This is a genomic window from Streptomyces pseudovenezuelae (assembly GCF_029892565.1).
Lineage (GTDB): Bacteria > Actinomycetota > Actinomycetes > Streptomycetales > Streptomycetaceae > Streptomyces > Streptomyces pseudovenezuelae_A.
The window spans coordinates 444,138-467,754 of the sequence record NZ_JARXVH010000001.1; the positions used below are offsets into that span (position 1 = coordinate 444,138).

Below are 23,617 nucleotides of genomic sequence, written 5' to 3' on the forward strand. Positions count from 1 at the left end.
CGGTCGTTCCGGTCACCCGAAGAGATCCGCCGACCGGGCACGGTGGCCGTGGGCTCCCGCACCCACGTCCACCGTGCCCGCCGCCGTGACCGTCAGGCGGCCCGCTGTGCCTTGCTGCGATGGGCCCGCACGATGTCCGCGTAGCGGTGTCCGGTGCCCTTGATGGTGCGCACCTGCGTGTCGTAGTCGACGTGGATGAGGCCGAAGCGCTTCTCGTAGCCGTAGGCCCACTCGAAGTTGTCGAGCAGCGACCAGGCGAAGTAGCCGGCCAGCGGGGCGCCCTTGCGGGCCGCCGAGGCGCAGGCCGCGAGGTGTTGCTCCAGGTAGTCCTGGCGCTCGGGGTCGTCGACGGTTCCGTCGGGCCGTACGACGTCCGGGTAGGCGGAGCCGTTCTCGGTGACGTACAGCTTGCGGGCGCCGTACTCCTCGGTGAGGCGGAGCAGCAGGGTCTCGATGCCGCTGGCGTCGACCTCCCAGTCCATGCCCGTGCGCGGCACGCCGAGGCGGCGCACCGAACGGACGCGGGGTGCCTGGCCGCGCGGGTCGTCCGCGACGGTGGCCGGGAAGTAGTAGTTCAGTCCGAGCCAGTCCAGGGGCGCGGCTATGGTCTCCAAGTCGCCCGGCTGCTCGGGGAGTTCGACGCCGTAGACCTCGCGCATGTCGGCCGGGAAGTCGCGGCCGTGGATCGGGTCCAGCCACCAGCGGTTGACGTGGCCGTCGTGCCGGCGGGCGGCCTGCACGTCCTCCTCGCGGTCGGTGGCGGCGTACACGGTGGAGAGGTTGTTGACGATGCCGACCTGGGCGTCCGGGGCCGCGGCGCGGATCGCCTGGACGGCGAGTCCGTGGCCGAGGAGCAGGTGGTACGAGGTGCGGACCGCGGCGGTCAGGTCGGTCCAGCCCGGCGCCATCTTGCCCTCCAGATGGCCGATCCAGGACGAGCAGGAGGGCTCGTTCAGGGTCGCCCAGTGGGAGACGCGGTCGCCGAGGCGTTCGGCGACGACGGAGGCGTACGCGGCGAAGTGCTCGGCGGTCGCCCGCTCCGGCCAGCCGCCCCGGTCCTGGAGGGCCTGCGGGAGGTCCCAGTGGTAGAGGGTGACCGACGGGGTGATGCCCGCCTCCAGCAGGGCGTCGACCAACTGGTCGTAGAAGGCGAGGCCCTTGGCGTTGACCGGGCCGTCGCCGCCGGGTACGACGCGCGGCCAGGCGATCGACAACCGGTAGGCGTTGGTGCCCAGTTGGCGCATCAGGTCGATGTCCTCGCGCCAGCGGTGGTAGTGGTCGCAGGCGACGTCGCCGTTGTCGTTGTTCGCGATCTTGCCGGGCGTGTGCGAGAAGGTGTCCCAGATCGACGGCGCGCGTCCGTCCTCGGCGACTGCTCCCTCGATCTGGTACGCCGCGGTGGCCGTGCCCCACAGGAAGTCGTGCGGGAGTGCGGCGAAGTCGATGGTCACAGATGTCCCTTCGGAGTGGGGGAGTCGCTCACTTGACGGCGCCCGCCGTCAGCCCGGCGACGAGGTAGCGCTGGAGCAGCAGGAAGCCGGCGACCACGGGCACGCTGACGACCAGCGAGGCGGCCATGATCTGGTTCCAGTACACGTCGTTGAGCGTGGAGTAGCCCTGGAGACCGACGGCGAGGGTCCGGGTGGTGTCGTTGGTCATCACCGACGCGAACAGCACCTCGCCCCACGCGGTCATGAACGCGTAGACGGCGACCGCGACGATGCCGGGGATCGCGGCCGGCACCACGACGCGGAACAGCGCGCCGAGCGGCCCGCAGCCGTCCACCAGCGCGGCCTCGTCCAGGTCACGCGGCACCGAGTCGAAGTACCCGATCAGCATCCAGATCGAGAACGGCAGGGAGAAGGTCAGATACGTCAGGATCAGCCCGCCGCGCGAGCCGAACAGGGCGATGCCGGTGGCGTTGCCGATGTTGACGTAGATGAGGAAGAGCGGGAGCAGGAAGAGGATGCCCGGGAACATCTGTGTGGACAGCACGGTGACCGTGAAGACCCGCTTGCCGCGGAAGCTGTAGCGGCTGACGGCGTACGCCGAGAAGACCGCGATCACCACCGACAGGACGGTCGCCGCACCCGCCACGACCAGCGAGTTCACGAAGTAGCGCGCGAGCGGCACGGTCGACCAGATGTCGATGTACGGGCGGATGGTCAGCCCGCTCGGCAGCCAGCGGAACTTGCCCATGACATCGGCCAGCGGCTTCAGCGAGCTGGAGACCATGACGTACACCGGGAGCAGGACGAAGCCGGTGAGCAGGGTCAGGAAGATCCGCCGGGACCAGATGAAGGAGCGCGGCGGCGCCATCGGCGAGCTGGGGCTAGACATCGGCGGTCCTCCGTCCGCGCGAGGTGAGCGCGAGGTAGACGCCCGTCACCACCAGCAGGAACAGCAGCAGGAGTACGGACATGGCGGAACCGGTGCCGAAGTTCCAGGTGACGAACGAGGCCTGGTAGATGTGGACCGAGATGAGATCCGCGGCCTCCGGAGCGGCCTTGCCGAACAGGACGTAGGGCGTGTTGAAGTCGTTGAACGTCCATAGGAACAGCACCAGGACAAGGACCTGGTTGACCGGGCGCAGGGACGGCAGGGTGATGCGGCGCAGTTGCTGCACCATCCCGGCGCCGTCCAGCGCGGCGGCCTCGTACAGCTCCTTGGGGATGTTCTGCAGGCCGGCCATCACGATGAGGAAGGCGAACGGCCAGCCCTTCCACACGTGCACGATCAGCAGCGCGTAGAAGCTGTTGTCGCCGATCAGCCAGAACGACGGCTTGCTCGTGATGTGCAGCTGGTCGTGCAGGACGTGGTTCACCAAGCCGTTGTCGTGCTGGAACATGAACACCCAGGTGATGACGGCCGCGTAGACCGGCAGGGCGTACGGGACCAGGAACAGGGCGCGCAGGATGCCACGGCCGCGGAAGTTGTCCTGCATGTAGACCGCCGCCGCCGTGCCGATCAGCCAGCAGAAGCTGACCGACAGGATGGTGAAGACGACGGTGACGAAGAAGGAGTGCAGCAGGTCCTGGCCGACGGGGGCGTCGAAGTCAACCGACACCTTGTAGTTGTCGAAACCGGACCAGGGCGCGGTCCCCCAGTCCCGGATGTAGAACTGGGTGAGCTCCTTGAAACTCATCACGATGCCGATCACCATCGGCACCAGGTGGACCAGGAGTTCGAGGAACAGGGCGGGCAGGAGCAGCAGATACGGCAGTGCGATGCGGCGGATCCTCCCGGGGCGGCGGCGGGGCGCTTTCTCCGCCGACCCGGGAGAGTTCTTGTGCACGGCGGCCTCTGCGGGTGCAGTGGTCGTCATCGTTTCTCTCACTTCGCCGGCATCTGCTGCTGGGCCTTCTCGAGCTTCGCCTTGACCGATGCGGTGGTCACCGCGCGGCCGGCGGCGACGTCGGCGAACAGGTCCTTGACGGCCGTGCCGACCGCGGTCTCGAACTGCGACTCGTCGGCGACCTGCGGCAGGGCCGCGGCGCTGGTGGCGAGGGTGTCCTTGAGGACGGAGTTCGAGGCGGAGTTGAAGGAGGCGTCCTCCTGGGCGGCCTTGACCGGCGGGATGGAGCTGTAGGCGGTGTTGAGGATCTTCTGCTCCGCGTCGCTGGTCATGAACTTCACGAACTTGGTGGAGCCGTCGAGGTTGTCGGTGTTCTTGAAGACCGCGAGGTTGATGCCCGCGACCATCGAGTTGACCTGCGCGCCGGTGCCGGGGGTGCCGGACTGCACGGGCACCGGGGCGATGCCGTACTTGTCATCGGCCATGCCCTGCGACTTGAGGTTGGCGGCGGCGGACTGCCACAGCAGCATCGCCTGCTTGCCCTTGGCGAAGTCGCTCACGGACTGGTTCTGCGCGTACTCGGCGTCACCGGTCGGGATGACCTTGTCCTTGGCCATCAGGTCGACGTACTGCTTCACTCCGGCGACCACCGCGTCGTTGGTGAAGTCGGCCTTGCCGCCGGCGGTGAAGAACTCGCCGCCGTGCTGCTTGGCGAAGACGAAGGTGTGGTGGATGTTCTCGGAGACGTTGGCGCCCTCCGCGCCGAGGGCCGACTTGCCCTTCGCCTGGATCTTCTTGCCGTCGGCGACCAGCTCGGCCCACGTGGTCGGTGGCTTGGCGATGCCGGCGTCGGCGAAGATCTCCTTGTTGTAGTAGAGGGCGTACGCCATCGAGTACAGCGGGACCGCGGCCGGGTCCTTGCCCTCGGCGCCGGTCGAGCCGAGCGCGGAGTCGACGAAGCGGTCCTTGCCGCCGATCTTGCCGAAGTTCGTCGCGTCCCAGGGCAGCAGCGCGCCGGTGGCCTGCAGGGAGGCGCTCCAGGTGTTGCCGATGTTCAGCACGTCGGGGCCCTGGCCGGAGGTCGTCGCGGTGAGGATCCGGTTCAGCAGGTCCGACCAGGGCACGACCTCCAGCTTGACCTTGATGCCGGTCTGCTTCTGGAACTTGTCGAGCTCCGGCTGGAGGACCTTCTTGTCGATGGCGATGCTCGCGCCCTGGTTGGAGGCCCAGTACGTGAGGGTCTTCGGCGAGTCGTTGGACCCGCCGTCCGTCGACGAACCGCCTCCGCAGGCCGTGGCGGCAAGGGCGAGTGACATGGTGACGGCGCCTACGGCCGCGGCTCGGATGCTGCGCATGGCTCCCGGTGTCCCTTCAGGCATTACAGTCATGACTTAATTTAGGACGTGAGTTAAACCTCAAGAGATGGCCTCGTCAAGGGGTACGGCAACCATCGTGGAACTACGGTCACACCTCTTGACGCATCCGTTCGGGCAGTTGAAGCATTCAACGACAAGAGAGCGCTCCCAGACCCCACCGTGTTCACTTCCTGAACAGGAGAGCCGCCATATGTCTCTGCCCGCCCTACCTCGCAGAACCATCCTCGGAGCCGCGGCCGTCGCGGCACCCGCGGTGCTCGGCCTGTCCGCACGCGCGGACGCCGCCACCTCCACGTCCACCGCGTCCTCCGCCGCTGCGGCCGCCCCGGGTGCGGCCCTCCTCCCCGGCGGCGGCGACCTCGGCGCCAACGTGATCGTCTTCGATCCGTCGATGTCGTCCGGCAGCATCCAGAGCAGGCTGGACCAGATCTTCCAGCAGCAGGAGACGGCCCAGTTCGGCACCGGCCGCTACCAACTGCTCTTCAAGCCCGGCACCTACAGCGGGCTCAACGCCCAACTCGGCTTCTACACCTCGATCTCGGGCCTCGGCCTGTCCCCCGACAACACCACCATCAACGGCGACATCACCGTCGACGCCGGCTGGTTCAACGGCAACGCCACCCAGAACTTCTGGCGTTCGGCGGAGAACCTCGCACTGGTCCCCGTGAACGGCACGAACAGGTGGGCCGTGGCTCAGGCGGCCCCCTTCCGTCGTATGCACGTGCGCGGGAACCTCAACCTCGCCCCCAACGGCTACGGTTGGGCCAGCGGCGGCTACATCGCCGACAGCCGGATCGACGGCCAGGTCCAGCCGTACTCGCAGCAGCAGTGGTACACCCGCGACAGCGTGATCGGCAGCTGGCTCAACGGCGTCTGGAACATGGTGTTCTCGGGCGTCCAGGGCGCGCCCCCGCAGGGCTTCCCGAACCCGGTGTACACCACCCTCGGCACGACGCCGGTCTCCCGCGAGAAGCCCTTCCTGTACCTGAACGGCACCGAGTACCGGATCTTCCTCCCGGAGAAGCGCACCAACGCGAGCGGGGTGACGTGGGGCAGCGGCACACCGCGCGGCACCTCGCTGTCCCTGTCGCAGTTCTACGTCGCCAAGCCGGGCGTCACCGCGGCCACCCTCAACGAGGCGCTCACGCAGGGACTCCACCTCCTGCTGACGCCGGGCATCTACCACCTGAACCAGCCGATCCAGGTGAACCGTGCGGGCACCGTCGTCCTGGGCCTGGGTTACGCAACTCTGGTGCCGGACAACGGAGTTACGGCGCTGAAGGTCGCCGACGTCGACGGCGTGCGGCTCGCGGGCTTCCTGATCGACGCGGGCACGGTCAACTCGACCACCCTGCTGGAAGTCGGCCCCGCGGGCACGACGACGGACCACTCCGCCAACCCCACCACCGTCCAGGACGTGTTCGTCCGCATCGGCGGCGCGGGTGCGGGCAAGGCGACCACCAGCATGGTCATCAACAACCGCCACACCATCGTCGACCACACCTGGCTCTGGCGCGCCGACCACGGCTCGGGCATCGGCTGGGACACCAACCGGGCCGACTACGGCCTCGTCGTCAACGGCGCCGACGTGCTGGCCACCGGCCTGTTCGTGGAGCACTTCAACAAGTACGACGTGCAGTGGAACGGCGAGCGCGGTCGCACGATCTTCTTCCAGAACGAGAAGGCGTACGACGCGCCCAACCAGGCCGCGATCCAGAACGGTTCGATCAAGGGGTACGCCGCCTACAAGGTCGGCGACAACGTGACGGTGCACGAGGGCTGGGGTCTGGGCAGCTACTGCTACTACAACGTCAACCCGGCGATCGTGCAGCACAACGGCTTCGCGGCGCCGAACCGGTCGGGGGTGAAGTTCCACGACCTGCTCGTGGTCTCGCTCGGCGGCCAGGGCCAGTACGAGCGCGTCATCAACGAGACCGGCTCGCCGACCTCGGGAACGTCGACCATCCCGTCAACGGTGGTGTCGTACCCGTGAGCCGGGCGGCGGCCCCGCCCCGGTGAGGAGCGGGACCGCCGTTTCGGCCGGTGTCCCCCACTACTGCGCCGGCGTCCCGGCGGGCGCCGGCGCGTAGCCGGTGGGACGGGCCGTGAAAGTGCCACGGCCCTGGGTCCGGCTGCGCAACCGGGTCGCGTAGCCGAAGAGTTCGGCCAGCGGCACGGTCGCCGTCACGACCGCCGATCGGCCGCGCGTGGTCGAGCCCGAGACCCGGCCCCGGCGCGCCGCGAGGTCGCCGAGCACCCCGCCGACGGCCTCGTCGGACACGGTGACCGTGACCTCGACGACCGGCTCAAGGAGGACCATCGCGCAGGCGCGCAGGGCCTCCCGCAGTCCGAGCCGGCCCGCCGTGCGGAAGGCGGTGTCGGAGGAGTCCTTCACATGGGTCGACCCGTCGGTGAGCGTGACGCGCAGCCCGGTCACCGGGTGCCCGCCCAACGGCCCCTCGACGAGGGCGTCCCGGCAGCCGGCCTCGACCGCCCGGACGTACTCCTGCGGAACCCGCCCGCCGACGACCGCCGAGCGGAACTCGAAGCCGCCGTCCGCCGGTTCGACATCGAGGACGACATGGGCGAACTGCCCTGCCCCACCGTCCTGTTTGACGTGCCGGAAGACATGGCCGGACACCCCGCGCCCGACCGTCTCGCGGTAACTCACCCTCGGGCGCCCGACGTTGACCTCCACGCCGTGGACGCTCCGCAACTGCTCAGTCGCCACCTCCAGATGGAGCTCGCCCATGCCGGACAGCACCGTCTGACCCGTCTCGGAGTCCGTCCGCACGACCAGCGAGGGGTCCTCCTCGACCAGTCGCGCGAGCGCCGAGGCCAGCCGGCCGGTCTCGGTCGACCTGCGGGCCTCGACCGCCACGGAGACCACGGGTTCGGCGACACCGGGCGGTTCCAGCACCAGCGGGGCGCCGGGCGCGCACAGCGTCGTACCGGCGCGGGCGGACTTCAGCCCGACCACCGCGACGATGTCCCCGGCGACCGCGCGGTCGACCTGGGCGTGCCGGTCGGCCCGGACGCGCAGGATGCGCCCGATCCGTTCGGTGCGGTGTGCGACCGCGTCCCACACGGTGTCTCCCTTCTCGATCGTTCCCGAGTACACCCGCAGATACGTCAGACGTCCTGTCGGGGTGGCGTTCACCTTGAACGCCAGTGCCGCGAAGGGCGCCGCCGGATCCGCGGGCCGTTCCTCCCGCGTGCCCTCCGCCGTGCCGTCGCCGGTGCCCCGTACGGCGGGCACGTCGAGCGGTGACGGCAGGTAGGACACGAGGGCGTCGAGCAGCGGCTCGATCCCGCGGTTGCGGTAGGCCGAGCCGCAGAGCACGATCACGCCGTCGCCGCTGCGGGTGAGGTCCCGCAGCGCGGCGGCCAGCGTTTCGGCGGACAGCGTCGAGTCGGCGCAGAACTCCTCCAGCGCCGCCGGATGGAGTTCGGCGACGGCCTCCTCCAGCAGTCGCCGACGCCGGTGCGCCTCCTCGCGCAGCTCCGCCGGCACCGGCACGACCTCGGGCGCCTCGGCGCCGTCCGCCCACACCAGTGCGCGCATCCGCAACAGGTCGACGACTCCGGTGAAACCGTCCTCGGCACCGATGGGCAACTGCACGACCAGCGGCGCCGGGTGCAGCCGTTCCCGGATCGAGTCGACGGCGCTGTCGAGGTCCGCGCCCGCGCGGTCCAGCTTGTTGACGAACGCGATCCTGGGCACGCCGTGCCGATCGGCCTGCCGCCACACGGACTCGCTCTGCGGCTCGACGCCCGCGACGGCGTCGAACACCGCGACCGCGCCGTCGAGCACCCTGAGCGCGCGCTCCACCTCGTCGGCGAAGTCGACGTGCCCGGGGGTGTCGATCAGGTTGATCCGGTGGCCGTCCCAGGAACAGCTCACCGCCGCCGCGAAGATGGTGATCCCACGGTCGCGCTCCTGCGGGTCGAAGTCGGTGACGGTGGTGCCGTCGTGGACCTCGCCGCGCCGGTGCGTGGTGCCGGTGGCGAACAGGATCCGCTCGGTGACGGTGGTCTTGCCGGCGTCCACGTGGGCGAGGATGCCGAGGTTGCGGACGGTGGTCAGTGGGTTGAGGTGGGTGCGCACGGCCCATGGGCCTTTCTGGTGATCTCACGATCGGAAAAGGGCAGCGCGATTCCCGGACGGAACGTCACGACGAGCGCGTGAAGGCGCGTCGGTGGACGGGAGATACGTGTCAGACGTTCGTCACGGGCTTCCGGTGCCGGCCGCGCAGCGAGCACCGGGCGGACGGAGACACCAGGATCACCTGGTACCGGGAACGGGGAACGACGACAGCGGCGCGGTGACGCATGGCTGGGCTCCCCTCGACTGGTCTGACGTGGCCTGCCGAGTGTAGGGAGATCGACGCGTGCCGGTCACCGGGTTTTTTCGGCGGCCCCAAAGACCTCAGCGGTACTTCGCGATGAACGCCTTCACCTCGTCCCACACGGACGGCTGCTGATTCAGCAGGTCGTTGCCGTGCGCGACCCCGTCCACCAACTCCAGCTTCTTCCCCGGAGACTTCTTGGTCAGCTTCGCCAACTCCTTTGCGTCATCGGCGAATTGGCCGTCACCGTTCGCGGCGATGAAATACACCGGCATGGTCAACTTCGGTACGGCGGCGGTCGCGTCCATGTTCTGGTACAGCCCCGGCCCGGACACCGACACCACCGCCGCGACCGCCGGCCGCACCTTCGACGCGGCGACCAGCGAGGCGGTACCGCCCTTGGAGGCGCCCATCAGGACGATCTTCCCGGCCCCTTCGCCGCGCAGCCGCTCGGCGGCCCCCTGGATCTCCTCCACCTCGGAGCCGTTGCTGTCGACCGCGATCACGCGATAGCCGTCGGTCGCGAGCTCCTCGGCGCCGACGACCCAGGAGCAGACGTTGTTGTCAGACTGGTGGGACAGGATGACCCCGGTCGTGCCGGTGCCCGTCTCGTAGCCGTTGACGTCGGCCCCCTCGGTGTCCTTGAAGGTGACCGACTTCTTGAGCTGCTTGCCCGACAGACACCCGAAGTCGTTGCCGGTGGCTTCGGCCTCCGGCGTCGTGGACGGCCCGTCCCCCTGGTCGCCGTCACCGTCGCCGCCGCACGCGACGAGCGCCAGCATCCCCGTACAGACCAGCATCACGGCAGCCCGCATCGCTGAGTTCACGCGTCCTCCCCCGTCGAGAATCTGCCGCAAGCTAACGGCCGGGCCACCTCCCGTCAATGCATCGCACAGCGCCCCCGGCGACCGTCGTGAACATCGGGAAAACGGTGGGAACTTATCCACCCGGCCATCAGTTTCCACGATGCTGTAGATATCGACAGATACCGATGGGGCCTCGGGCCGCCGCCCGGGCGGACCGGGCCACCGACCCGAATACCAGGAGTGCGCATGGCCCTGTGGGACCGCATCAAGGAATCCGCATCGACGATGCAGACCCAGCTGGTGTCGAAGAAGAACGACCTCAAGAGCGGTGCGTTCCGTGACGCCAGCATGGCGATGTGCGCGCTCGTCGCGGCGGCGGACGGCACCATCGACCCGTCCGAGCGCCAGCGCGTGGCCCAGCTCATCTCCACCAACGAGGTCCTGCAGAACTTCCCCGCGGACGACCTGCGCCGCCGCTTCGAGGAGAACCTGAACAAGCTGACCGCCGACTTCGCCTTCGGCAAGGTCACCGTGCTGCAGGAGATCGCCAAGGCCAAGAAGAAGCCCGCCGAGGCCCGTGCCGTCATCCAGATCGGCATCGTCATCGGCGGCGCCGACGGCGACTTCGACAAGACGGAACAGGCCGTCGTACGAGAGGCGTGCTTCGCGCTCGACCTGCCGCCGCACGAGTTCGACCTCTGAGCACCATGCTCTGACCGGCAGCTCGCTGCCCGACCCGGCCCGGATTTTCCCGGGCCGGGTTTACGTTTGCCGGAACCGGTGAGGCGCGTGGGATGTGTCATCCCCTCCACACCGCCGCCGTCCCCCCGGAAAGACTCGTCCACGCACGCGAGGACCACCCACATCGTGCGCAGGTGACGTGGTGAGCCAGACCACACGCACCGAGCCCGATCTCGGCACCACCCGGACCGAGCCCGCCCCCGCCCCCACGCGGACCGGGCCCGAATCCGGCACCAAGCGGTCGGCCGCGGCCACGCCCGAAACGGCGAAGGCGCGCGACTCCTACTTCGACAACGCCAAATACCTCGCGATCCTGCTGGTCGCGATGGGTCACGCGTGGGAGCCGTTGCGGGACGGAAGCCGCACCGTCAGCGCGGTCTACACGTTCGTCTACGCCTTCCACATGCCGGCGTTCATCGTGATCTCGGGCTACTTCTCGCGCTCCTTCGACGCGAGCCCGCAGCGGATCCGGCGCCTGGTGACGGGCGTCGCCGTCCCCTACGTCCTCTTCGAGACGGCTTACACCCTGTTCACCCGGTGGACCGACCACGAGCCGGACCGCGCGATCAGCCTGCTGGACCCGCTGTACCTGACCTGGTTCCTCGCCGCCCTGTTCGTCTGGCGGCTGACGACCCCGATCTGGCGGCAGGTGCGGTGGCCGCTGCCGCTCGCGCTGGTGACAGCGATGCTGGCGACCATGTCACCCTCCATCGGCGAGGATCTCGACATGCAGCGTCTGCTGCAGTTCCTGCCGTACTTCGTGCTCGGCCTGTGCCTGCGGCCCGAGCACTTCCAACTGCTGCGCCAGTGGAAGGTGCGCCTGCTCGCCGTACCGGTGGCCCTCTGCGCGCTCGCCGTGGCGTACTGGACGGTGCCCCGGATGACCGGCGCGTGGTTCTTCCACCGCGACAGCGCCGAGCAGTTGGGGTCGCCCAGTTGGACGGGGCCGCTGATGACCCTGGCCATCTTCGGCTGCTCGACGGTCCTGGTCGCCTGTTTCCTGGCCTGGGTGCCGGGGCGCCGGACGTGGTTCACGGTGCTGGGCGCGGGCACGCTCTACGGCTATCTGCTGCACGGTTTCATCGCCCAGGGGTCGAAGCCCTGGGGCTGGTACTCCCCCGACTGGATCTACCGGCCGGTCGGCGAGATCGTCGTCACGCTCTTCGCCGCCGTGGCCGTGACCCTGCTGTGCACACCGCCGGTCCGACGGATCTTCCGTTTCGCCATGGAGCCCAGGATGGAGTGGGCGTTCAGGTCACGCACGTGACCTCCGGCTGAGTCGCCTCAGTCATGCGGTGCCTTGCCGGTGACCCGGTGGTCCGCATGGCTGAGCGCCTCCATGACCAGCCGCCGCAGATGCCCGTCGCGCAGGCTGTAGTGGACATGCCGTCCTTCGCGCCGCGTCTCCACCAGACCCGCGAGCCGCAGCTTGGCCAGGTGCTGGCTGACGGCGGTCCGGGACGCCTCGCAGCGCTCGGCGAGTGAGCCGACGTCCGACTCACCCTGCGCGAGCAGCCACAGCAGGTGCAGCCTGGTCGCGTCGGAGAGCAGCGCGAAGACCTCGGTCGCCTCGGCCAGCCGCGCACCGTCCGGGGCCCGCAGATGCGTATCGGCCGCAGGTGGCACGGACTCGCGTGAGGACATGGGGTCAGCCTAGAGCCCGGGCGAGCCGGTCACGTTCGACCGGCCCTCTTTCGATCGTCATGTGCGCAGATGCGCACATGACGACTATGCTGACGGCGTCGAACCGACCGCCCCACGCCAGGGAGCCGTCCGCATGCTCGCCGTCTTGCGCAACCCCACCTACCGCCGGCTGTTCACCGCCCAGGTCGTCGCCCTGGTCGGCACCGGTCTGGCCACCGTGGCGCTCGGCCTGCTGGCGTACGACATCGCGGGCGCCGACGCCGGTTCGGTGCTCGGCACCGCCCTCGCGATCAAGATGGTGGCGTACGTCGGGATCGCCCCGCTCGTCGGTGCCGTGGCCGACCGGGTGCCGCGCCGGGCGCTGATGGTGACCTCCGATCTCACACGGGCCGGCGTCGCCTCGGCACTGCCCTTCGTCGACCAGGTCTGGCAGGTCTACGTCCTGGTCTTTCTGCTCCAGTCCGCGTCGGCCGCGTTCACGCCGACGTTCCAGGCCGTGATCCCGGACGTGCTGCCGGCGGAGCGCGACTACACGCGGGCGTTGTCCATGTCCCGGCTGGCCTATGACCTGGAGAGCCTGTTCTCGCCCGCGCTGGCCGCCGCGCTGCTGTCGGTGATCACGTACAACTGGCTCTTCACCGGTACGGTGTTGGGCTTCCTCGCCTCGGCCGCGCTGGTGCTCTCGACACCGCTGCCGAGGCCGTCCTGGACGCGATCACCGGGCCGCGCCTACGCCAAGGCGACGGCCGGCACCCGCCTCTTCTTCGCCGTCCCGCAACTACGCGCCCTGCTCGCCCTGAACCTCGCGGTGGCCTGCGCGAGCGCGATGGTGACCGTCAACTCGGTCGTCTACGTACGCGACTTCCTCGGGCTGTCGGCCGATGCCGTGCCGCTGGCGCTCGGCGCGTACGGCGCGGGTTCGATGGCCGTCGCCCTTGCGCTGCCGCGTGTGCTGGACCGGGTGGCGGACCGGACGGTGATGCTGCGCGGGGCCCTGCTGCTCGGTGTCGTCTTCGCCGGGCTCGGCGCCATCACGGCTTCCCGGTACGGGAGTTGGCGCGCACCGGCGCTGCTGGTCCTGTGGGCCGCGTTCGGCGCGGGGTGCTCGACGATCCTCACGCCGACCGCCCGGCTGATCCGTCGCTCGGCCCCGGCGGAGGAGCGGACGGCGGCGTTCGCGGCGCAGTTCTCGCTGTCGCACGGCTGCTGGCTGCTGACGTATCCGCTGGCGGGCTTGCTGGGCGCGGCAGTTGGGCTGCAGGGGACCGTGTTCACCCTGGGCGCCCTCACGCTGGCCGCGTCCCTGCTCGCCGTCCATCTGTGGCGGGTGCCCCGGCCGACGGCCGAGCACGAGCACACCGACCTGCACGACGGCCACCCGCATCTCGCCGGAGCGGTTCGGGTGGCGGCGGGTTGGCGCCACAGCCACGGCTAGGGTGTGCTCCCGCCCCCAACTGGCCCTGCTCGCGGGCGAGTCAGCCCAGCTTGCGGGCCACACCCCCGTAGAAGCCGATCTCTTCGGAGCGCGCCGGCGGCGGGGCGTCCGGGCGCCAGAACGGCACCTGGGCCAGGCCCGGCTCGACCAGTTCGAAGCTGTCGAAGAACCGCTCGATCTCGGCGCGGGAGCGCAGATTCAGGCTGGCGCTGGCGTTGTTGTAGATGGCCTGGGCCTCGCGGCGGTCGGCGAAGTCACCGGTGGCGTGGGAGAGAACGAGATAGCTGCCGACCGGCAGCGCGTCGCGCAGGGTGGTCACGATCTGCTCCGGCTTATCCGCCTCCGTGAGGAAGTGGACGACGGCGACGAGGAGTACGGCGACCGGCTGGTCGAAGTCGATGACCTGGCGGACGTCGGGGTGGTCCACGACCGCCCGCGGGTCGCGCAGATCGCCGAGCACGATGCTGGTCGCGCTCGTGTCGCTGAGCAGCGCGTCGCCGTGCACCTTCACGATCGGGTCGTTGTCGACGTACGCGACCCGCACGTCCGGCGCGGTCGCCTGCGCGGTCTCGTGCACGTTCGGCGAGGTGGGCAGTCCGGTGCCGATGTCGAGGAGCTGGCGGACGCCGGCGTCGACGACGTAACGGACGGCGCGTCGCATGAAGTCGCGGTTGGCCCGTACGCCGATCCGCGCCTCGGGGGCGGCGGCGGCGAGTGCGTCGCCGGCCTGGCGGTCCACCTCGTAGTGGTCCTTGCCGCCCAGCAGGTAGTCGTAGATCCGCGCAGGATGTGGCCTGCTGGTGTCGATCTCCTCGGCGCGGAAGCCGTCCTTACCCACCCTGCGCTCCCCTCTCCACGACCGCCACGGCCAACGGACCCGTGATCGGTTGACGACAGCTTCGCATATCAACTTGGCTCCGTGTGACCGGAGTCGACGGCACGGACGGCACCGAGCAGCAGAAGGCCGAGTGGGTGCGTCCGCTCGCCGGCCCGAACCCCCTCTACACCGCACTGGCGCCGACCGAACCGGAGGCGGGTTCGGACGCGGGCCGGCGCGCCGCCGTCTGCCGCGAGATCTTCTTCGACGAGGTCTTCGTGCCCGAGTCCGACCGCCTCGGGGACGAGGGGCAGGACTTCCGCGGTCTGATGAGGACCTTTCCCGGTCGAGCAGTGGATGCGCGAGGCCAAGCCGGAGGAGATCGAGGAGGGCACCTCGAACATCATGCGGCTGATGATCTCGCGACGCCTCTGACGCCTGGGCCGGGGCCCCGGACCTGAAATTGGTCTAGACGAATCTTTCGCGGATCTCTTGACGGCGTCCGCCGCGGCCCGCCACCCTTCCGTACGCAGGCAGATGTAAGGAAAGTTTCCGATTAGGTTCACGACCTTCCGGTCAACGGTTTCCCCCGCCTTACCTCGCCCCCGGAGGAGCACCCGCATGAGACGTGCGCCGCTGCGCGCCGCGACGGCCGCCGCCCTGGTGGTCGGCGGCATGGCCACGATCGCCGCCCCCGCCTCACACGCGGCCGACAACACCGGTCTGATCGCCTCCTTCGGCGTCACCTCCACCTGGGGTGCAGGCTTCGAGGGCGGCTACACGGTCACCAACAAGTCGACCCACACGGTCAGTTCATGGACCATCACCTTCACCCTGCCCGCCACCGAGGCCGTCACCAGCTCGTGGAACGGCACGGTCACCCACAGCGGGACGCGGTACACCATCACCTCCCCCACCTGGGAGGCCCCTCTCGCCCCCGGTGACTCCGCGCCCGTCGTCGGCATGGACTTCAGCTACAGCGGCTCGGTCATCGAGCCGAGCGCCTGTCTGATCAACAACAGCCCCTGCGCCGGCGTCCCCGCCGACACCGTCGCGCCCTCGGTCCCCTCCGGCCTCGCCGTCCGGGCCACCGGCCCCGGCAGCGTCACGCTGGGCTGGAACGCCTCGACCGACAACGTCGGCGTGGTCGGCTACCGGATCTACGAGGGCGGCAACGTCATCGCCACCACCTCCGGCACCGGCACCACCTTCAAGGTGATCGGCCTGCTCCCCGGCAGCAGCCACAGCTTCTCGGTGACCGCGCTCGACGACTCCAACAACCAGTCGGCGCACTCCGCGACGCTCACCGCGACCGCGGGCAGCGGCACAACTCCCGGTGTGGCGGCCCCTTTCATCGATCTCGGTGCCTACCCGACGCCGAACCTCACGCAGATCGCCACGAACACCGGGCTGCGGCAGTTCTCGCTCGGCTTCATCACCGCCGGGTCGACCGGCTGCAACGCGAGCTGGTTCAACTCCTTCGACCCGGGCGCGGCCTGGGACCGGGCGGACTTCGACTCGCTGCGCGCGATGGGCGGTGACGTCCGGCCGTCCTTCGGTGGCCAGGCGGGCACCGAACTGGCCCTCGCCTGCACCAGCACGACCGCGCTCCAGGCGCAGTACCAGAAGGTCGTGGACGCCTACGCCCTGGACCGCGTGGACTTCGACATCGAGGGCGCCGCGACGGTCGACCACACCTCGATCGACCGGCGCTCGACGGCCGTCGCCGCCGTCCAGGCCGCACAGCGCGCCAAGGGCCGCGACCTCAAGGTCACGCTCACCCTCCCGGTCCTGCCCAGCGGCCTGACCGCGGACGGCATCTACATCCTCAACTCCGCCAAGTCGCACAACCTGAACGTCGACACCGTCAACCTGATGGCCATGGACTACGGCGACGGCGCCGCGCCCAACCCGTCCGGGAAGATGGGCACGTACGCCATCCAGGCCGCGACCTCGACCCGCGCCCAGATCGCTTCGGTGTGGCCGAACCTCACCACCGCCCAGACCTGGGCGATGGTCGGTCTCACCCCGATGCTCGGCCAGAACGACACCGCAAGCGAGGTGTTCACGGCCGCCGACGCGCAGCAGGTGCTCACCTTCGCCCAGCAGAACCACCTGGGCGAGCTGGGTTTCTGGGACGTCACCCGCGACGGGAACGCCTGCACCGGTGGCCTGAGCGAGTGCACGAACATCCCGCAGACGCCGTACCAGTTCTCCAGACTGTTCGCGACCTACGCGGGCTGAGCCGCAGGCCGGTGATCCTTCGGCGCACCACGGCAAAACAGCTTGTGCGGGCCGAGACTCAGCTCGACCCGCACAAGTTGGAGATACATACAGTTTGTGTCCGAGGGGGGACTTGAACCGAAACCCCAACCAGTCGTACTACGAGCTTCTCTCGACCTTCAGTCGGGCGCAGAGCGCGACGACGAGACGGAAGCCTCCCCCCGGGGCAGCTCGACATGAGGAACTGGCAACAGCCACTCCGGACTTTGCCTGACGAACGACGACCTCGTGAACAGGCACCGGTCTTCCGCGCCGTCACCGTGATCATGGGTGCAGTCGTCGGCCTGACCTTCCTGTTCGGCTTCGGCAACGTCTGGGCCCTGGCCGCACGCCTCGGCGTCCCGGCCCTCGTCGCCCCACTGGTGGCACCGGCAGTTGACCTCTCAGTGCTCGGTCTCCTCCTCGGCATCCACTATCTGGCGTTGCAGGGCGCCCCGCCGGCACAACTGCGGCCCGCGCGGCGATTGTTGGTCCTGTCCAGCGTGATGACCCTGGCCCTCAACGTCACAGATCCACTCCTCTCCGGCCAACCCGGCAAGGCCGCCTTCGACGCAGTGGGCCCACTGCTCCTGATCGGCTGGGCCGAGGTCGGCCCCGGCCTCCTGCAGGCAATGAACGCCGTGCGAGAACGGAACAACACGCACCCGACGGCGACCAAGGGACCGTCTGGCGAAGAAGTGGAGCAGTACGAGCCCACGCCCATACAGACCGCACACGACGCCCTCCTCGAACGGGCCCGGCGAGAAGACGCCGACCACTGGCAACAGCACCAGCGGCCAATCTCCGCCGAAACCCTGCGCAAACGAGTCCATATCGGCGCAGCCCGCTCAAGGACCCTCGTGGCCACACTCCGCAACGACAGGAGAGAAGACCTTCCCAACGTCAGACAGCACAGAGGCTCCGCGTGGGAACAGCTTTAACGCGTTTGTAGTTCCAGGTGTGCTGCCCCCCTTTTAGCGCCCGGACGTGGGAGGAGTCGACCTCGCAGCGGGACCAGGCCAGGCGGGAGGCCGCATTGAGTTCGGCGAGCAGGATCTCGTGCAGCCGTTGCCAGACGCCGGCCTCGTTCCAGTTCCGCAGCTGTCGCCAGCAAGTCATGCCCGAGCCGAAACCGAGGTCCTGCGGCAGGTACTCCCACTGGATCCCGGTGTGCAGGGCGAGCCTGTCTGAGGATGTACTCACGTCTGTCTCTGGCGGGATCTCAGGCCGTCTTCGCCAGAAGACGGTTGATCAGTGCGGTCAGATCCGCGGGGGTCCTGGCGTCGGCCAGTTCACCCTCCCCGATGGCCACCCCGAACTCGCGCTCCAGCCGGCCGGCCGTCTCCAACAAGGCAAGGGAGTCGTAGCCCAGGTCGGCGAAATCGATGTCCTCGGGGTCGGCGGTGGTCACGACCGGGTCGACCTCCCCTGCACATATCCGCATGATCTCCATGAGTCGGTCGGTCGTCAGCTGGTCCATGTTGTCTTCTTCCTCTTACGAGTGGGTGGTGGGCGGGGTCAGCACGGACCCGTCAGGACCAGCGCCGAGTTGAATCCCCCCTGGCCCCGGGCCAGGACCAGAGCCGTGGCGAGGGGAATCCGGCGCGGGGCGGTCACCAGGTCGAGGGTGTGCTCTGGTCGTGGCCGCGAGACGTTGATCGTCGGGGGGACGATGCCCTCACGCAGTGCCAGCAGGGCCGTGGCCACGTCGAGCGCGGAGCCGCCCGCGCTGAGCCGGCCGGTCATGGTCTTAGGGGCGGTGACCGGGACGCCGTGGGGGCCGAAGAGCCCGCGCAGCGCTTCGGCCTCAATGGCGTCCTCCTCCGACGTGCCCGCCGCGTCCGCGAAGACCACGTCGATCTCCTCGGGACCGAGTCGCGCGTCGTCGAGGGCGGCCCGCGCGGCCCGTTCCAGGTTGGCGGGCCGGCCCGAGCCCTGCGGCGGGTCGAACGTGGCGGCGTATCCCGCCATCCGTCCGTACCGGCGGCGGGCCCCGCGGGCACGCGCCGCCTCCTCGGTCTCCAGGACGAACAGGGCCCCGCCCTCGCCGGGGACATAGCCGCCGGCCTCGGCGTCGAAGGGTAGATAGGCGCGGACGGGATCGGGTTCCTCGCTCATCCGGCCGGTGCTCAGCTGGGCCGCCCAACCCCACGGGCAGGGCGAGCCGTCCACCGCGCCTGCAAGCACCATCGGCTGCCCTCGCCGGAGTTGCCGGCGGGCCTGCCCCAAAGCGTCGAGTCCGCCCGCCTGTTCAGTGACCAGGGCGGCGCCGGGGCCGCGCAGTCCATGGCGGATGGAGATCTGACCGGTGTTGACGGCGTAGAACCAGGCGAAGGACTGGTAGGCGCTGACGTGCTCGGGGCCTTTGCCCCACAGGTTCTGCAGTTCCCGGTGGCCGAACTCGAAGCCGCCCGCCGAGACTGCGGTGACCACGCCCATGCCGTACTCGGGCAGTTGGGCGGGGTCGGCCTCTGCGTCGGTCAGGGCCCAGTCGGAGGCGACGAGCGCCATCCGGGTCATGTGGTCGGTCTGGGGAAGCAACCTGCTGGTCAGATGGGCGGCGGGATCGAAGCCCGGCACCTCGCCGGCGAGCCGACTGGGGTAGCGCCCGGCCTCGAACCGGGTGACGGGGCCGATCGCCGAGGCGCCGCGCAGGGTGTTGGTCCAGTGCTCGTCGCGGCCGAGGCCGGTCGGGGCCACGACCCCCATTCCGGTGACGACCGTGTCGTCGAGCGCGAGGCCTTCCGTGTCCGTGCTCACGCGGCCGACCGTCCCCGGGCGTCGGGCTCGGAGAGCACCATGGCGCTCTGGAAACCGCCGAATCCGCTGCCGACCGTGAGGACGTTCGCGACCGGCCAGGGCCGGGCCTCCAGGGGTACGTAGTCCAGGTCGCACTCGGGATCGGGTTCACGCAGGTTGGCGGTGGGCGGGACCACGTCGTGCCGGATGGCGAGCGCGCAAGCGGCGATCTCCAGGGATCCGACGGCTCCCAGTGAGTGGCCGATCATCGACTTGATACTGCTGACGGGGGTCCGGCGGGCGTGTTCGCCGAGGCTCCGTTTGAAGGCCGCCGTCTCATGGCGGTCGTTCTGCCGGGTGCCGGAGCCGTGGGCGTTGACGTAGTCGATCGCGGACGGTTCGGTGCGGGCGTCGGCCAGCGCGACGCGGATCGCCTCGGCCATCTCCCGCCCGTCGGTGCGCAGTCCGGTCATGTGGAAGGCGTTGCAGCGGGTGGCGAATCCGGAGATCTCGGCATACACCTCGGCGCCCCGGCGGCGGGCGGCATCGTGCTCCTCCAGGACGAAGACCGCGGCCCCCTCGCCGAGCACGAAGCCCCGCCGGGTGCGGTCGAAGGGGCGGGAGGCCTCGGCCGGCCGGTCGTTGTCGGGGCTGGTGGCCTTGATGGCGTCGAAACAGGCCACGGTGATGGGCGAGATGGGCGCCTCGGTGGCGCCGGCCACCATGACGTCGGCCGCGCCCTCCGCGATCAGGTCGGCGGCCCGGCCCACCGCGTCCAGGCCCGAGGTGCACCCCGTCGACACCAGGGAGACCGGGCCTTCCGCCGCGATGCGGTCATGGGCCACCTCGGCGGCGATGGAGCTGGGCACGAAGTAATCGAAGAGGTGCGGTACGCCGTAAGTGTGGTCAACGAGCCAGCGGCTGCCGCTGTCGCTGACGACGGCGTACTCGTTCTCCAGGCTCGTGGTGCAGCCGACCGCGCTGCCGATCACCACTCCGACCCGGGAGCCGTCAAGTGTCTCGCGGTCGATTCCGCTGTCCTCGATGCCTTCCCTGGCCGCGACGACCGCGAATTGTGCGGCGCGGTCCATGCGCCGAATCTCCCGGGGTGTGAGCCCCTCCGCCGACGGATCAAAATCACATTCCGCCGCAATGCGGGAACGGAAGGGTGCGGGATCGAATGTGCTGATGGTCCGGGTGGCGGTGCGGCCGGCGACCAGGAGGTCCCAGAACGGTTTCACACCGATGGCGCCGGGAGCCACTATTCCGATTCCCGTGATGACCACCCGGCGATTATTCGGTGATTTCATCCGCGTCGTCCCTTCAGCGGCCGAGCGGCCGGTTTCATTACCGAGCGCGACCCCGTGCCGGCCTCAGCAGAAATTTCCACGGAGTGAGCGTGCGGGGAATGGCTCGTATTCAGCTCAAGACCGATTGGAGGGGTGCGGGGTCGTGACGGAGACGCCGGACGGGCATCCGACCCTCGGGGCGGGACCGGCGGCGAGAGGCGATCGCGCTGGAGTCCTGCTGGAGGAACGCTCGAACCGGTAACTCGGTTCAGCCGCGAACGGGCAGCTCCGCGTCGCCCCACAGCCGACCGGACGACCTCATTCCACACAAGAAGGTAACCGGAAGGAGGTGCCTGCGGCGTGACGGGCGGGAAGACGCACCTACGGCTCGTCGACCACCGGGGCGCGCCAGGAACCACGGCTCACCGGTCGGTGGGGTGCCGAATGCGCGCAGGTACATGGCCGGGCCCTGGTCCATTTTCCACCAATTCGAGATTACCGTGACTTTACTTGAGCTTTTCCTGGAGAATGCGAGTCGAACACCGGCAAAATGGACATTTCTGTCGCCAGTCAAGGTACTTCAGAGCCTCTCGCTCAGCGTGACTCAACATTGACCAGTCGATTTCAAGCATCTACCTTGAGGACAGGTGATCAGCCGACCGAGCGGTGCGTGCAAGATCGCATCCGGAGCGCTGCGCCGTTACGGGGGGCGATGGGCAAGCGAGAGCCAGAAGCGCGAATACCGCGTGGTCACGCATTGCCGCGATCGCCGACCCTCCCCCGTGCTGAGCGTCTGCGCAGGACAACCTGAAACGGGAGGAAAAGAATCTTGGAGTTCCGGCTTTTAGGCCCCGTCCAAATCCTCTGGAGGGGGCGCAACATCATGCCGACCGCGCCCAAGCCACGTCAGGTCATCTCCCTGCTCATGCTCCGTCACAACACCGTTGTCCAGGCATCCGAGCTGATCGACGAATTGTGGCCCGAGCTCCCACCGCCGAGCGCAATCACCACCCTCCAGACCTACATCTACAAGTTCCGCAAACTCCTGCTGAAGCAGGAGGTCGGGAACCTCCTGCAGACCCAACCGGGTGGATACAGCCTGACCATTCCCGCGTCGAGTCTCGACGTGAGCCTGTTCGAGCGGAAAGCCGAGGAGGGGCAGGAGCTTCTCCAGAAGGGGGACTCAGCCGCCGCGCTGGCGAGTTTCGAGCGAGCCCTGGCCCTGTGGCGCGGGCCCGCACTCGCCGACGTCGAGACCGGGGGACGTCTCCTCTCATATGTGACGCGGCTGGAGGAGCTGCGTTTCCGCATCCTGGAGCTGCGGATCGAGGCCGACCTGGAGACCGGCCGGCACCGCGAACTCATCAGCGAACTCAAGTCGTTGGTGCTGGCCCACCCGCTGCACGAGCACCTCCACGGGCTGCTCATGCTCGCCCTGCACCGCTCCGGCCGACGGCACGAGGCGCTGGAGGCGTACCAGAGTCTGCGTCAGAAGATGATCGACGAGCTGGGCCTGGAGCCGGGCAAGGATCTCGCGCGGCTCCAGCACACCTTGCTGTCGGACTCGCCCACCGAACCCCGGGAGCCCCCACGCCGACCCGGGCCCGGACCCGCGGCGGCGCCCGGCGCGGGTCCGCTCGCACAGCCGAACGGAACCACCGCGCTTCCCCCCGCCCTCCTGTCCGCGCCGGCGTCCGTGGTCCTGCCCTCGCTCGCCTCCCTGGCCGCTCCCCCGCCGTTGACCGCGCCGGCTCCGGTCGCGGCGGCGATGGGGCGCCCGGCCCAACTGCCCGCCGGGCTGGTCGGGTTCGTCGGCCGGCACGAGGTCCTCGAAGAGCTGAAAGCGGCACTGCACGAGCCCGACGGACCGGGCGCCGGCGGCACGGCGGCCCGCATCGGAGTCGTGACCGGACTCCCGGGGATCGGCAAGAGCGCGGTGGCCGTCCACCTGGCGCACATGCTCAGGCCGCGCTTCACCGACGGACAGCTCTACGCGGACCTGGGCGGCTCCTCCGCCGAGCCGCGCGACCCGTCGGAGGTGCTCCGCGGCTTCCTGCGCGCCCTGGACGTCCCGACCTCGCGGATACCGGAGAGCCTGGAGGAGCGCGGGGCCCTGTTCCGGTCCCGCACGGCCGGGCGCCGTGTGCTGGTGCTCCTGGACGACGTGGCGTCGTCGGCCCAGGTCCGGCATCTGCTGCCCGCCGACCCGCGCTGCGCGCTGCTGGTCACCGGCCGCCGGCGGATGGCCGCGCTGGTGGAGGCGAAGCACGTCGAACTGCGTCCGCCGAGCCCGGAGGAGGCCCTGGAGATCCTCGCCGTCCTGGCGGGCAGACAGCGGGTGGAGCGGGACCCGAACGCCGCGCACAGGATCGTCGAGCTGCTGGGACGGCATCCGCTGGCCCTGCGCTGCGTGGGTGGCCGGCTCGCGGCCGGACCGGGCCTCTCGCTGGCCACCCTCGCCCAGCGGTTCGCCGTCGCTCCCCGGATACTCGACGTGGCCCGGCTGGGCGAGTTGGACGTGCGCTCCCGGTTCGACGAGAGCTACGACGCGCTCACCCATACCGAGCAGGGAGCGTTCCGGCTGCTCAGCATGTTGGGCGAGACGCCGTTCACCGCGGCGCAGGCTGCCGAGTTGCTGAGCCGGCCGGCCCGGGACCTGGAGCACACCCTGGAGACCCTCGCCGACAACCACCTGCTGGCCGCGGACCGTCGGGCCGACGGCATCGACCGCTACGTGTTCGACCGGCTGACCCAGGCCTACGCCAAGGAGCGCCTTGAGGACACGCTCGCCTCGCCGCCGGTGATCGAGGAGCTGGGGGCCCGGTGACACGAGTCGGTGCCCAGACCGCGCCCAGCCGGTGTCG

General features: G+C 69.5%; 19 protein-coding genes and 1 pseudogene. 8 read left to right on the forward strand and 12 right to left on the reverse strand.

What is annotated here, in order from left to right; translation table 11 throughout:
- Nucleotides 1–92: 92 nt before the first annotated feature.
- The 4 genes from M2283_RS02020 to M2283_RS02035 are packed head-to-tail and all read right to left on the reverse strand — an operon-like array spanning nucleotide 93 to nucleotide 4,650.
- Nucleotides 93–1,451 (reverse strand): GH1 family beta-glucosidase, encoded by a 1,359-nt coding sequence (locus M2283_RS02020; RefSeq protein ID WP_280874165.1) that lies wholly within the window; start codon nucleotides 1,449–1,451, stop codon nucleotides 93–95.
- A 28-nt stretch (nucleotides 1,452–1,479) separates the two neighbouring features.
- A complete protein-coding gene (locus M2283_RS02025; RefSeq protein WP_280874690.1) occupies nucleotides 1,480–2,319 on the reverse strand; it encodes a carbohydrate ABC transporter permease in 840 nt (279 codons plus the stop codon).
- 13 nt (nucleotides 2,320–2,332) lie between these two features.
- Nucleotides 2,333–3,325: a carbohydrate ABC transporter permease gene (locus M2283_RS02030; protein WP_280874166.1), complete on the reverse strand. Its 993-nt coding sequence runs from the start codon at nucleotides 3,323–3,325 to the stop codon at nucleotides 2,333–2,335.
- Between the two features lie 8 nt (nucleotides 3,326–3,333).
- Complete coding sequence (locus M2283_RS02035) at nucleotides 3,334–4,650, reverse strand: ABC transporter substrate-binding protein (protein ID WP_280874168.1); 1,317 nt, start codon at nucleotides 4,648–4,650, stop codon at nucleotides 3,334–3,336.
- 211 nt (nucleotides 4,651–4,861) lie between these two features.
- Between M2283_RS02035 and M2283_RS02040 the strand changes: the two genes are divergently transcribed.
- Nucleotides 4,862–6,664 (forward strand): coagulation factor 5/8 type domain-containing protein, encoded by a 1,803-nt coding sequence (locus M2283_RS02040; protein WP_280874169.1) that lies wholly within the window; start codon nucleotides 4,862–4,864, stop codon nucleotides 6,662–6,664.
- Between the two features lie 60 nt (nucleotides 6,665–6,724).
- Here M2283_RS02040 and fusA read toward each other — a convergent pair whose 3' ends face one another.
- Nucleotides 6,725–8,779, reverse strand: coding sequence for an elongation factor G (gene fusA / locus M2283_RS02045; protein ID WP_280874170.1), 2,055 nt, complete (start codon nucleotides 8,777–8,779; stop codon nucleotides 6,725–6,727).
- 321 nt (nucleotides 8,780–9,100) lie between these two features.
- The gene (locus M2283_RS02050; protein ID WP_280874171.1) at nucleotides 9,101–9,847 is read right to left on the reverse strand and encodes an alpha/beta hydrolase; all 747 of its coding nucleotides are present in this window, start codon (nucleotides 9,845–9,847) and stop codon (nucleotides 9,101–9,103) included.
- A 225-nt stretch (nucleotides 9,848–10,072) separates the two neighbouring features.
- Here M2283_RS02050 and M2283_RS02055 point away from each other — a divergent pair, with 225 nt between their 5' ends.
- Both M2283_RS02055 and M2283_RS02060 read left to right on the forward strand, forming a co-directional pair.
- Entirely contained in the window at nucleotides 10,073–10,528 is a 456-nt protein-coding gene (locus tag M2283_RS02055; protein ID WP_280874172.1) for a tellurite resistance TerB family protein, read from the forward strand.
- 181 nt (nucleotides 10,529–10,709) lie between these two features.
- Nucleotides 10,710–11,834 (forward strand): acyltransferase family protein, encoded by a 1,125-nt coding sequence (locus tag M2283_RS02060; protein WP_280874173.1) that lies wholly within the window; start codon nucleotides 10,710–10,712, stop codon nucleotides 11,832–11,834.
- A gap of 17 nt (nucleotides 11,835–11,851) precedes the next feature.
- On the opposite strand, the gene M2283_RS02065 is transcribed toward M2283_RS02060, so the two are convergent.
- Nucleotides 11,852–12,211 (reverse strand): ArsR/SmtB family transcription factor, encoded by a 360-nt coding sequence (locus M2283_RS02065; protein ID WP_280874174.1) that lies wholly within the window; start codon nucleotides 12,209–12,211, stop codon nucleotides 11,852–11,854.
- 133 nt (nucleotides 12,212–12,344) lie between these two features.
- Between M2283_RS02065 and M2283_RS02070 the strand changes: the two genes are divergently transcribed.
- A complete protein-coding gene (locus M2283_RS02070) occupies nucleotides 12,345–13,646 on the forward strand; it encodes an MFS transporter (RefSeq protein ID WP_280874175.1) in 1,302 nt (433 codons plus the stop codon).
- A 40-nt stretch (nucleotides 13,647–13,686) separates the two neighbouring features.
- On the opposite strand, the gene M2283_RS02075 is transcribed toward M2283_RS02070, so the two are convergent.
- Nucleotides 13,687–14,484 carry an SAM-dependent methyltransferase gene (locus tag M2283_RS02075; RefSeq protein WP_280874176.1) on the reverse strand — a complete coding sequence of 266 codons (798 nt, stop codon included), beginning with the start codon at nucleotides 14,482–14,484 and terminating at the stop codon, nucleotides 13,687–13,689.
- A gap of 83 nt (nucleotides 14,485–14,567) precedes the next feature.
- Here M2283_RS02075 and M2283_RS51890 point away from each other — a divergent pair, with 83 nt between their 5' ends.
- From M2283_RS51890 to M2283_RS02090, 3 genes are all read left to right on the forward strand, one after another.
- Complete coding sequence (locus M2283_RS51890; protein ID WP_432423011.1) at nucleotides 14,568–14,924, forward strand: hypothetical protein; 357 nt, start codon at nucleotides 14,568–14,570, stop codon at nucleotides 14,922–14,924.
- A gap of 160 nt (nucleotides 14,925–15,084) precedes the next feature.
- A complete protein-coding gene (locus M2283_RS02085) occupies nucleotides 15,085–16,707 on the forward strand; it encodes a cellulose binding domain-containing protein (RefSeq protein WP_280874177.1) in 1,623 nt (540 codons plus the stop codon).
- Nucleotides 16,708–17,012: 305 nt separating this feature from the next.
- Nucleotides 17,013–17,666 (forward strand): SpdA protein, encoded by a 654-nt coding sequence (locus tag M2283_RS02090; protein WP_280874178.1) that lies wholly within the window; start codon nucleotides 17,013–17,015, stop codon nucleotides 17,664–17,666.
- 25 nt (nucleotides 17,667–17,691) lie between these two features.
- Here M2283_RS02090 and M2283_RS02095 read toward each other — a convergent pair.
- The 4 genes and pseudogenes from M2283_RS02095 to M2283_RS02110 all read right to left on the reverse strand — a co-directional run.
- Nucleotides 17,692–17,901 (reverse strand): annotated as a pseudogene (locus M2283_RS02095) (transposase); the annotation flags it as partial.
- A 46-nt stretch (nucleotides 17,902–17,947) separates the two neighbouring features.
- Complete coding sequence (locus M2283_RS02100) at nucleotides 17,948–18,205, reverse strand: acyl carrier protein (RefSeq protein ID WP_280874179.1); 258 nt, start codon at nucleotides 18,203–18,205, stop codon at nucleotides 17,948–17,950.
- Between the two features lie 38 nt (nucleotides 18,206–18,243).
- The gene (locus M2283_RS02105) at nucleotides 18,244–19,434 is read right to left on the reverse strand and encodes a ketosynthase chain-length factor (RefSeq protein ID WP_280874692.1); all 1,191 of its coding nucleotides are present in this window, start codon (nucleotides 19,432–19,434) and stop codon (nucleotides 18,244–18,246) included.
- A 47-nt stretch (nucleotides 19,435–19,481) separates the two neighbouring features.
- Entirely contained in the window at nucleotides 19,482–20,774 is a 1,293-nt protein-coding gene (locus tag M2283_RS02110; RefSeq protein ID WP_280874180.1) for a beta-ketoacyl-[acyl-carrier-protein] synthase family protein, read from the reverse strand.
- A gap of 862 nt (nucleotides 20,775–21,636) precedes the next feature.
- Here M2283_RS02110 and M2283_RS02115 point away from each other — a divergent pair.
- Complete coding sequence (locus M2283_RS02115) at nucleotides 21,637–23,580, forward strand: AfsR/SARP family transcriptional regulator (protein ID WP_280874181.1); 1,944 nt, start codon at nucleotides 21,637–21,639, stop codon at nucleotides 23,578–23,580.
- The last annotated feature ends 37 nt before the right edge of the window (nucleotides 23,581–23,617 follow it).